General features: G+C 43.1%; 13 protein-coding genes and 1 other annotated feature. Of the genes, 1 reads left to right on the top strand and 12 read right to left on the bottom strand.

Annotated features, from left to right (window positions below; genetic code table 11):
* Positions 1 to 191, top strand: a 191-nt coding sequence (locus AAV98_RS20720) for a hypothetical protein (RefSeq protein WP_231687712.1), incomplete at its 5' end; no start/stop codon positions are given.
* A 281-nt stretch (positions 192 to 472) separates the two neighbouring features.
* Here AAV98_RS20720 and pheA read toward each other — a convergent pair.
* From pheA to minC, 12 genes are all read right to left on the bottom strand, one after another.
* Positions 473 to 1,333, bottom strand: coding sequence for a prephenate dehydratase (gene pheA, locus AAV98_RS07375; RefSeq protein ID WP_060664914.1), 861 nt, complete (start codon positions 1,331 to 1,333; stop codon positions 473 to 475).
* A 49-nt stretch (positions 1,334 to 1,382) separates the two neighbouring features.
* Complete coding sequence (locus AAV98_RS07370; protein WP_010195933.1) at positions 1,383 to 1,826, bottom strand: ACT domain-containing protein; 444 nt, start codon at positions 1,824 to 1,826, stop codon at positions 1,383 to 1,385.
* Positions 1,827 to 1,909: 83 nt separating this feature from the next.
* Positions 1,910 to 3,193, bottom strand: a complete 1,284-nt coding sequence (obgE, locus tag AAV98_RS07365; protein ID WP_060664913.1) for a GTPase ObgE — start codon at positions 3,191 to 3,193, stop codon at positions 1,910 to 1,912.
* Positions 3,194 to 3,248: 55 nt separating this feature from the next.
* Complete coding sequence (locus AAV98_RS07360) at positions 3,249 to 3,779, bottom strand: Spo0B C-terminal domain-containing protein (protein WP_060664912.1); 531 nt, start codon at positions 3,777 to 3,779, stop codon at positions 3,249 to 3,251.
* A gap of 237 nt (positions 3,780 to 4,016) precedes the next feature.
* Positions 4,017 to 4,307, bottom strand: coding sequence for a 50S ribosomal protein L27 (gene rpmA / locus AAV98_RS07355; RefSeq protein ID WP_060664911.1), 291 nt, complete (start codon positions 4,305 to 4,307; stop codon positions 4,017 to 4,019).
* A gap of 12 nt (positions 4,308 to 4,319) precedes the next feature.
* Positions 4,320 to 4,646, bottom strand: coding sequence for a ribosomal-processing cysteine protease Prp (locus AAV98_RS07350; protein WP_060664910.1), 327 nt, complete (start codon positions 4,644 to 4,646; stop codon positions 4,320 to 4,322).
* 15 nt (positions 4,647 to 4,661) lie between these two features.
* Positions 4,662 to 4,970, bottom strand: coding sequence for a 50S ribosomal protein L21 (gene rplU, locus AAV98_RS07345; RefSeq protein ID WP_060664909.1), 309 nt, complete (start codon positions 4,968 to 4,970; stop codon positions 4,662 to 4,664).
* Between the two features lie 15 nt (positions 4,971 to 4,985).
* Positions 4,986 to 5,075: a sequence feature (ribosomal protein L21 leader region), on the bottom strand.
* A 58-nt stretch (positions 5,076 to 5,133) separates the two neighbouring features.
* Complete coding sequence (locus AAV98_RS07340; RefSeq protein WP_156317680.1) at positions 5,134 to 6,585, bottom strand: Rne/Rng family ribonuclease; 1,452 nt, start codon at positions 6,583 to 6,585, stop codon at positions 5,134 to 5,136.
* 31 nt (positions 6,586 to 6,616) lie between these two features.
* On the bottom strand, positions 6,617 to 7,486 hold the full coding sequence (locus tag AAV98_RS07335) for a M50 family metallopeptidase (RefSeq protein ID WP_231687711.1): 870 nt from the start codon (positions 7,484 to 7,486) through the stop codon (positions 6,617 to 6,619).
* The gene (locus tag AAV98_RS07330; protein WP_060664907.1) at positions 7,479 to 8,261 is read right to left on the bottom strand and encodes a M23 family metallopeptidase; all 783 of its coding nucleotides are present in this window, start codon (positions 8,259 to 8,261) and stop codon (positions 7,479 to 7,481) included. The genes AAV98_RS07335 and AAV98_RS07330 overlap by 8 nt, the downstream gene beginning before the upstream one ends.
* A gap of 147 nt (positions 8,262 to 8,408) precedes the next feature.
* Complete coding sequence (minD, locus tag AAV98_RS07325) at positions 8,409 to 9,209, bottom strand: septum site-determining protein MinD (protein ID WP_060664906.1); 801 nt, start codon at positions 9,207 to 9,209, stop codon at positions 8,409 to 8,411.
* Between the two features lie 3 nt (positions 9,210 to 9,212).
* Complete coding sequence (gene minC / locus AAV98_RS07320) at positions 9,213 to 9,932, bottom strand: septum site-determining protein MinC (RefSeq protein WP_060664905.1); 720 nt, start codon at positions 9,930 to 9,932, stop codon at positions 9,213 to 9,215.
* Positions 9,933 to 10,168: the final 236 nt, after the last annotated feature.

Genomic DNA, 10,168 nt, shown 5'->3' with positions numbered 1-10,168 from the left:
CGGCGGTTTCGGGCGGAGACAAGGCTTCTCTACTACCGGTTTACGAAGATTGCGGTGGTTTCTGGCGGAGACAAGGCTTCTCTGCTACCGGTTTGCGAAGGTTGCTGTTATTTCGGGCGGAGACAGGGCTTCTCTACTACCGGTTTGCAAAGGTCGATATGGTTTCGGCCAGAGAGACAAGTTTCTATTAGACCAATCACCTGCTTTTTCTCCCGCTTCGGGCATATAGAACGCTTTTATTTCACTTTTCCTCCTACTTTCTCACGCTTCGGCATATAGAACGCATCTATTTCACTTTTCCTCCTACTTTCTCTCGGCTTCGGGCGTATACAACGGTTTATTTCACTTTTCACCCTGCTTCTTCTTCTCTTCAATGTCGTATAAAATGCCCTCCCCCATCAACAACAAAAAAACCGCCCAAAGATGCATCTAATTTCAGCGCCCTTAGACGAGTTTTCCCAACAAAACAAAACTATTTCAACAAATAACTTTTATATCTCCCCAACACTTTTACCGAGCAACCAAGTGCCTCCAGCTCCTCGATCGCTGGTGGAATTAACGGATGCTCTACTTCCTCATTAATATCAATAATGAAAAAATAGTTACCCAAACCCGTTTTCATTGGGCGGGATTCTATTTTCGACAGGTTCAACTTTCTCCATGCAAATACTGATAACACTTGGTGTAGTGCACCTGATTGGTCCGTAGGGAGCGACACCATGAGGGTAGTCTTCTCCCCCGCATTGGTGTACTCTTTATTTTGAAGCATCACCGTCTCATCTCGATGGAGGATAATAAACTTGGTATGGTTGTTGTCATAGTCATGAATATTTTCTTGCAACACACTTAAGTTATATTCTTTTGCAGCAAGCGAATTCGCAATGCACGCGGCCATTTTGGAAAGCCTGTGATCGGAAATCAGTTTTGCGGCTGCGGCAGTGGAGGACGTGGTTTCATATACTGCATTCGGAAAATTTTTATGTAAGTATTTATGGCATTGGGCAATTGCGTGGGAGTGGGAGTAGATTACTTCCAGCTCTCCGCCATTTTTTATATGATCAGGATGAACTAATAAATGCTGACTAATTGGAATGGTCAGTTCGCCTACAATCGGCAAAGGACAATCGTGAATAAGGTAATCAAGTGTCACATTTACAGAGCCTTCAATTGCGTTCTCAAGTGGAACGACTGCCATGTCGACCTTGCCTTCTAACACCGCATCCATGCACTCAGGTATCGTGGAAAATGCTTTTTTACTAGACTCCGGAAAAAATTTTGTAACTGCCATATCGGTAAATGTTGCTTTCGGTCCTAAAAATCCAATTTTCGTCATGCTCTCTACTCCCCTATCTCCACTATGCTTCCTAAGGGTAGCACTAAAGCTAAGCGCCTGTCCCTAAGATCTCTACTTTATCTACAAATTCTAATCGCTTCAACATCGAAAGTAAAGCGTTGATATCACCTTTTAAGCCAGACATATCAAGGGAAAGTGTGACATTTGCTTTTCCCTGTAACGGGATGGTCTGGTGAATGGTCAACACGTTACAGCCGACAGTTGCTACCGTTGCCAGAAGTTGTGATAATGCACCTGTTTGATCTTCCAGGTGAAAAAACAAGGTCATAATTTTTTCTTTTACCATGGTGTGAAACGGAAAAACGGTGTCCCGATATTTGTAAAAGGCACTGCGGCTGAGGTCCACTTTTTGAACTGCTTCAGCGATGGAATCCACTTTTCCGCGTGCGAGCATCTCTTTTACTTCAATCGACTTTTTCATCGCTTCTGGCAAAACGTCCTCCCGCACTAAAAAGAACTTCTCCTCTAACATCGGATATCTCTCCTTTTTTTATCAATCAAAATTATACATATGTAAAGAAGAGAGGATAAAATGAATTATCCCCTCTGACCAATCTATTCAACAAATTCAAACTCGTATTTCTGTAGACGAACGATGTCGCCGTCTTTTGCACCTCGTGCACGTAATGCTTCATCTACTCCCATACCACGAAGCTGACGGGCAAATCGTTTGATGGACTCTTCGTGGTTGAAGTTTGTCATGACAAACAGTTTTTCAAGTTTTTCACCTGATAGTACATAGGCACCGTCCGGATCACGTGTAATCATAAATGGAAGTTCTTCTTCCTCGTGCTTGTAAACTACGCGTTGCTCAATTGCTTCTTCTTCATATAATGGATATTCTGGTGCATGTTCCAGCTCATCCGCTACTGCATATAAAAGGTCACGCAGACCGCTGCGAGTTAGCGCAGAGATAGGAAAAACTTTTACATCATCGCCTACTTGCTGCTTGAATGTCTCAAGATTTTCTTCAGCATCCGGCATGTCCATTTTGTTTGCTACCACAATTTGCGCACGCTCAGTCAAACGCAGATTGTATTCTTTTAACTCTTCATTGATTGTTTTGTAATCTTCAAAAGGATCGCGGCCTTCTAATCCACCCATATCCACGACATGGATGATGACTCTTGTACGCTCGATGTGACGAAGGAATTGATGTCCAAGCCCCACGCCTTCATGTGCCCCTTGAATCAAGCCAGGTAGATCGGCCATAACAAAGCTGCGGCCATCTTCGGTTTCTACTACCCCAAGATTAGGGACAATAGTAGTAAAATGGTATTCTGCAATTTTCGGTTTTGCTGCCGAAACGACAGAAAGAAGAGTTGATTTTCCTACACTTGGGAAGCCAACAAGTCCAACGTCTGCAAGAACTTTTAATTCAAGGACAACATAGCGCTCTTGACCTGGCTCCCCGTTTTCGGAAACTTCTGGAGCAGGGTTTCTTGGTGTAGCAAAACGTGTATTACCGCGACCACCGCGTCCACCTTTTGCCACTACATATTGCTGACCGTGTTCTGTTAAGTCAGCCAATGTTTCTTTTGTATCATCGTCCATAACGACAGTTCCCGGTGGAACCTTTACAATCATGGATTCAGAATTTCTTCCATGCTGGTTTTTAGACATTCCGTGTTCTCCACGGTTTGCTTTAAAGTGACGTTTGTAACGGAAATCCATCAGTGTGCGTAAGCCTTCTTCTACTTGAAGAATGACATCCGCTCCTTTTCCACCATCACCGCCGGCTGGTCCACCATCCGGTACATATTTTTCTCGACGAAAGGCAACCATTCCGTTCCCACCGTCGCCACCTTTTACATAAATCTTGACCTGATCGACAAACATTGATTATTCACTCCGATATGTCAAAAGGTAAATAAATACCTTTTGCGTTCATTTTTTAAAACTTGTAAGACACTTGGATGGTACTTTGCTCAAGGGTTATTTCTTGTTCAACCACTGAGAAACTCTCCGGCTGTCTTTGCAGCCACTCCGTTAAAAAGTCTGTATCTTCTAGTATTCCATTTATATCAAAAAAGAAACGAATTTCCGCCTCTTCTATATGCAAACTTAAAAACAAATGGTTATCTGCTTTTTTGTTTACCGCATTTTCTAGGTCGGTAAACAAAGAAGAAATCCATTTGTACAATAGCTCATCCGCTTTTGACAGATTTACAGGCTCTCCGATAATTTCATATTCCATCGAAAATAATCTCGGTTCCCAATGGAAAGTAATCAGATATTCCGCAAATGCAGGGGCTTGTAAATTCGTCAAGTTGGATTCATGATTGGCCTCTAGCACAATCTCCTCTATCAAATTGTTCACTCGCTCCAAACGCCCAAGCGACAAATTCGCCTTAATCAACTGAATCTGATTAAGCCAATCATGCCTCGAATGACGCAACACATCCAACGTCCCTCTATTTCTCATAATACCGTACTCCTAGTCCAAACTTTAATTCCAAATCCTACTTAACTATGTCGATTATAGCATAAAAAAAGAAGAAAAGGGGGTCAGACCCCCAAAGGATTTTCGTTAACGACGTCGAATAATGTAAAGTTACCTTCAAGTTACATGTGCTATCTACAGCTGGGCAGTTTATGCGGCGCATTAATCCGCGGCATTAAAAAAACTCTAACCTAAACATAGGCTAGAGTTCCTTTGGAATTATGCTTCTTGAGCAACAGGATATACGCTAACTTGTTTGCGGTCACGGCCTAGACGCTCGTAACGAACGATTCCGTCAACCTTCGCGAACAATGTATCGTCTCCTCCACGTCCAACGTTTGCTCCTGGGTAAATTTTAGTACCGCGTTGACGGTATAAAATAGAACCACCAGAAACTTGTTGACCGTCTGCACGCTTAGCGCCAAGACGCTTGGATTGAGAGTCACGACCGTTTTTAGTACTACCTACTCCCTTTTTGGAAGCAAAGAACTGAAGATCTAATCTTAACATGTATTCCACCTCCTACTTAGAAATGGTTATATAATTTCCATAGTCACGTTCTATCGTCTCTAAAGACACAACCATACCTTCTAGCAACAGTTGTACTTTTTCAAATGTCGACTCATCCAAGCCGGATGGGACCGAACACTTTAAAAATCCATCTGCACCTTGCTCTATATCAGGAGTGACTTGACATAATGACATGACCGCGTTCACTGTACCGAAAGATACAGCTGATACACCGGCACACACAATGTCTGCACCCTTTTTGGCAAAGTTAGCATGTCCAGTTATGGTAAACGATTGGATCAGCTTGTGATCGTCTCGCTTAATTGTAACTTTAATCATCCGATCACCTTTAAATTACAGGTTGATTGCATCAACAGTAACTTTTGTGTAAGGTTGACGATGACCTTGTTTTTTACGGTAGTTTTTCTTCGCTTTGTACTTGAATACAGTAATCTTCTTCGCACGACCTTGTTTCTCAACTTTAGCCGTTACAGTTGCTCCCGCTACTAGTGGGCTACCAACTTTAACATTGTCGCCACCAACGAAAAGAACTTTGTCGAAAGTTACTACATCTCCAGCAGCACCATCAAGTTTTTCGATGTAGATCGTTTGACCTGCTTCAACCTTGATTTGCTTACCACCTGTTTCAATAATTGCGTACATTCTCTTGCACCTCCTCAATAGACTCAGACTCGCCAGTGTCAGGTATATGTAACGAATTTCACGCCCATATTTCATGGAACCTGGACTGTGCGGTTGTAGCACGGGTGCTACAAACTAACAAAGAACATCTTAGCATATTCCAAACCCTTATGTCAATAAGGTTTCACAGCGTTTTTACCCTTTCTTTCGCGTCCTCAACAGAACCGGCAAAACGTATGTCAAAACGTGGTGCTACGTCTTTTTCTATAAAATAAATCTGGAGACCGCTTCGCTCCAATATATCTGGCAACCCCATTAGCTTGTCCACCACTTCCTGACTTGCTTCCACGACTACCGCTTCCACATCGCTCCCCTTAAACTCCAACAGTTCCCGTTCCAGCTGGTAGGTGACGGTATCAACAGAAAACACCACACCTTTCCCGTCACAAGAAGAACATGGTTGCAACAACATCTTCGTTAACGGCTCTCGAACTTTTTTACGCGTCAATTGCAACAGATTTAATTCCGTGAATCCAATCACTCTCACATGTGAGCGGTCTTTCTGAACCGCTCCCTTCACTTGACTAAAAACCTGTTGTCGCTCCGAGTCATTTGCCATATCAATGAAATCAACAATAATGATACCACCGATTTGCCTTAGCCGAAGCTGTCTCGCTATTTCCACCGCAGCCTCGAGGTTAGTTTTCAACACGGTCTCTTGCAGCCCTGTTTTCCCTATGTATTTACCTGTGTTCACATCAATGACCGTCATCGCTTCAGTATGTTCGATAATGATATATCCGCCGCTTGGCAGCCAAACAATCCGTTTCAACGCTTTCTCAAGTTCCTGCTCCATGCCCCTTCTTTTAAAAATGCCTTCCTTACCTTGATAAAATCGGACAGGATAGCCATTCTTTTTTAAAAGCTGGGAAGTCCCCGCATGATCTACCTCCACAAGTTTTACCTCAGCAGGTGGAATCTCCCGGATGATTTTTGATAAGAAATGATCCTCTTCATGGACAAGGGAAGGTACTTTTACTGATGCACTCTGTTTCTCCTGCACCTCAAGAAACTGTCGCTGCAACTCCAGCAGTTCTGCCTCTACCACATCTGCCGCAACATGCTCACTTGCCGTTCGTAAAATAACCCCTTCATCGGAAGTCAGCCACTCTTGCAGAAGCTTCCGCCATTCCTGCCTTTTTGCATCCGACATTTTCTTGGAAATCGCTTTGTACTTTCCATAAGGCTGATACACGATATGTGTACCTGGAAACTCTAGAAGCCCAGTCAATTTTGCCCCTTTCGTTCCCTCCCCCTCCTTTACTACCTGCACAAGAATCGCTTCCCCTTCATGGACAAAATGAGAGATCCCTTTCTGTTCCTTCTCCGTTTTAGAAAGGGTGGAGATTTGATAGGAACACAAATGGTCGCGGTGAAGATACCCTGGCTTCTTTTGTCCAAAATCAACAAAAGCGGCTTGCATGCCTGGCAGGACATTCACAACGCGACCAACATACATATTCCCTTCTATCGGATGCGTTGTCGGCCGATCTATCAGCAACTCGACAATTTTATCATCCTCTTTTATCGCGACTCTTTTTTCCGTCGCCTTCATATCCATAATTAACTCTATCAATGAATTAGCCTCAGCTTTCGAAGTGAAGTTTTTAGTATGAATACAGGATATCTCCTATATCAATTGTCGTCAACTTCTCCTTGAAATAAGCATGCAGCAATTCATTTTCGTCAAGCGGAGGCAGTTTGTCATTCCCCTTCATTACGATGATATTGTGCTTGCAGTCACGCTTAAACTTCTGAAGCACCTGATGTATCTTCTCTTTTTCATCCACAACAATCGGGGTAATCGTAGAAAACGAATTATTCTTTCCATAATAACGTTCCATCAGAAAGCGCATAAAGACAAAGTGCCGCTGTTTCCACTCTGTATATATGGAGAAAAACAGGAACACTGTGATGATCCATATATTAATGTGCAACGGATCAATAACCAGATATGTTGCACAGAAAAGCGCCAAAAACACAAAGGAAGCTTGTAACGTTCGTTCATGCGCCTGCGCAAAAGCAGAAGTACGACTAAACAACAACCCCATGATCTTACCACCGTCCAACGGCCATATCGGCAAAAGGTTCACGAGAAAAATCATGATATTAAAAGTAAAAAACATCTCCCACATGCCTGCAGAAAGATAGCCAAACTTGAAAAGAAGAAATGCGCCTGCTGAAAGCCATACATGCTGCAGCGGACCAGCAAGCGTCACAACCAATTCCTCTTTTAACGGACGGTTTCCATGCTCCTCCATCTCGGCAACCCCGCCAAATGGCAGCAACAATACCTGTTTGATGCGCCAATTATAGTGAGTTGCCGCAATCCCGTGGCCTATTTCATGGATAAATATAATAATAAATAAAACAAGCAGCTCCCGAAAATTTGCCGTTAAAATGGCCAATCCGGCGAGAAACCACATTAGTGGATGTACATGAATCTTCTGTACTAGCCTCAGCCATTTATTATTCAAATGAAATCACCTGCATAGGGTCGATAAATTCATTATCCTTCTGGATGGCAAAATAAAACATGCCTTTCGAACCATCTTCAAGCACCGTCGTTTTGCCGAGCACATCGCCTGTTTCAATAAAATCAAAGAGCTTTACTTCTACTTCGCCAAGCTGTCCATACCACGTATAACTATCATCAGGATGCTGAATGATAATGGTCTTGCCTGTATCCTCTCTGTTCCCCACAAACGAAACGAACCCACCATTCATTGCCTCTACATTCGAATGAGCCATTGTTTCCACCATCACACCTTGACCATTCGCTTCAAAACTTTCGAAAACTCGTCCAGAAGCAGGTATAACATAATCATCGGCATTGACGTTTGGCTGATCGGCACTCTTTGGCAATGGCAACAACGCCAATGATTTCCCAAACTTATCCTCATACCAAGAAGTGAACGCTGCAAACTGAAAACTCTGCTCCATCGTTTTAGAAACAAACTGACGCGGCTTTTCCAAAGTACTTGTAGGATTCTGAAACATAATGGCTACCACCAGCACAAGAATCGCCGATGCCAAAATCTTAAACAGGAAAAGCTCCTTGTTAAATAACGGATGACCTCCGCCTCCATCTGGACCTCCTTCAAAAGAGGTATAACCTGCGCCCCCATACCTTTCTTCATCACGCATTAACTGTTGTGTTGATCCTATGTTGTTCCGTTTCGGCAACTGATTCTGCCTCTGACGTCTTCTCTTTGCGGCCCTTCTCTTTATTTCTGCTATCCGTTCATTCATACAAACACCCTTCCCGCAAATAGGTTTGTACCATTTTATGACTTGTCCGGGGAGGATATGACGAGGGAAACTGTTTTTATTGAAAGCTCATTTATTCTCTAAAAATAAAAAAGCCATCCCTATTAAAGAGACGACTTCACCTATTCTTTAGCGTACACCAAAGAATTTTTTAATTTTAAACATAACTCCCTTGTTTTCATCTTCAAGGGATTGTAATGGAACGGATTCACCCAGGATTCGCCTTGCAATGTTGCGGTAGGCAATGGATGCTTTGCTTGTTGTGTCCATGACGATTGGTTCGCCGCTGTTGGAGGCACGGATGACACTGTCATCGTCAGCCACAATTCCGATAATATCAATTGCCAGGATAGATACAATTTCATCAACATCCAGCATCTCACCGTTCTTCACCATGTGGTTACGGATACGATTGACGACAAGTCTTGGTGGTTCCATGTTTTCCTCTTTTTCAAGCAGTCCGATAATTCGGTCTGCATCCCTAACAGAACTAACTTCAGGTGTGGTCACGACAATGGCTCTGTCGGCGCCTGCTATGGCATTTTGAAACCCTTGTTCGATTCCTGCCGGACAGTCGATAATGATATAGTCATAGTCTTGTTTTAGCTCTGCAACCAGTTTCTTCATCTGTTCTGGCTTGACTGCCGTCTTGTCACTCGTTTGGGCAGCCGGAAGAAGTTTTAAGCATTCAAATCGTTTATCATTGATTAAGGCCTGGTGTGTTTTGCAACGTCCTTCGATCACGTCCACCAGGTCATAAATAATACGGTTTTCAAGACCCATGACAACATCAAGGTTTCTAAGCCCGATATCTGTATCTACCAAACATACTCTTTTTCCTTGCAAGGCAAGAGCCGTCCCGATATTTGCAGAAGTTGTTGTCTTTCCGACTCCACCTTTACCAGAAGTTATTACGATAGCCTCTCCCACTTGTTACATTCTCCTTTCAAGCCGTGTTAACATCGGTCTTAGTTGTGAAAGCAATTGTAAGCGGTCTATGACAATTTGATCTTGATCATTTATATAGGCGCACTCCATTTCACTGCTTCCTTCTAGTTGCTCACTTAAATCTGGAGCGCGGTTTATCGTGTTATCTATTGAAAGCAAGGTTGGTTTCATAAGGCTCGCTGCAATGACAGCATCTTTTTTTCCTTGAAGTCCTGCATACGCGCTACCTCGTAATGCGCCAAGAATAAAGATATTGCCGCCCGCCTTCACTGTCCCACCGGGATTCACATCACCAATGAGGAGAAGGTCTCCCTCTACCTCAAGGACTTGTCCAGAACGGATCATCCGTGCAACGGGAACAATTTCTGATTCCTTTTTCCACTGAATGGCCTGTTCTTTTGTGACGACATTGCTTTCGATTTCTTCTACGATAAAATTTTTCTTGCTTCGTATGACATCTCGCAGTTTTTCTTGTTGCTTATTAGTTAGAAAACGATTCCCTACTTTTAAACGTACTCCAAGGAGCGGGGTTTCGTCTGGATTGCTATTCGACGTTAGTTTTGCTTCTATTTCAGCTAAAAGTTCTTGAAATGAGCATGTATCATCGAGATGCAGAGTTAGGCCCTCTTTTGTGCCCTTAATGGTTACATACTGTTGTTTTTGTCTATTCACGACGTTCACCTCAACAAGTATATAATTCGACATTGTCCTTCTATTTCCTTTTTCCTATTCTTATAAAATAAAAAAAGATTGCTAGAATTAGTATGTAATGGAAAAGCCCGTCCCTTTTGGTAGGGATTGGGCTTATATAAATTTTAGAATTGTTTAAACGCCGCTGTGATTTCCACGCCAGGCTTCGCTTTCCGCGGGGCAACCTTGAGCCTCCTCGCTTCGCTGCGGGGTCTCAACATTGTCGCTACTCCCCCGCAGGAGTCTCAGCC

Source organism: Bacillus sp. CHD6a (assembly GCF_001293645.1).
Classification (GTDB): Bacteria; Bacillota; Bacilli; order Bacillales; family Bacillaceae_I; genus Sutcliffiella_A.
The sequence above is the reverse complement of the archived record's forward strand: the minus strand, read 5'-3'. Positions and strand labels throughout refer to the sequence as shown.

Coding starts and splice junctions, on each gene's coding strand:
- rpmA (WP_060664911.1), bottom strand. CDS start 4,307: ATGTTAAGATTAGATCTTCAGTTCTTTGCTTCCAAAAAGGGAGTAGGT.
- AAV98_RS07360 (WP_060664912.1), bottom strand. CDS start 3,779: ATGAGAAATAGAGGGACGTTGGATGTGTTGCGTCATTCGAGGCATGAT.
- obgE (WP_060664913.1), bottom strand. CDS start 3,193: ATGTTTGTCGATCAGGTCAAGATTTATGTAAAAGGTGGCGACGGTGGG.
- AAV98_RS07330 (WP_060664907.1), bottom strand. CDS start 8,261: ATGAATGAACGGATAGCAGAAATAAAGAGAAGGGCCGCAAAGAGAAGA.
- rplU (WP_060664909.1), bottom strand. CDS start 4,970: ATGTACGCAATTATTGAAACAGGTGGTAAGCAAATCAAGGTTGAAGCA.
- AAV98_RS07370 (WP_010195933.1), bottom strand. CDS start 1,826: ATGTTAGAGGAGAAGTTCTTTTTAGTGCGGGAGGACGTTTTGCCAGAA.
- minC (WP_060664905.1), bottom strand. CDS start 9,932: ATGTCGAATTATATACTTGTTGAGGTGAACGTCGTGAATAGACAAAAA.
- pheA (WP_060664914.1), bottom strand. CDS start 1,333: ATGACGAAAATTGGATTTTTAGGACCGAAAGCAACATTTACCGATATG.
- AAV98_RS07350 (WP_060664910.1), bottom strand. CDS start 4,646: ATGATTAAAGTTACAATTAAGCGAGACGATCACAAGCTGATCCAATCG.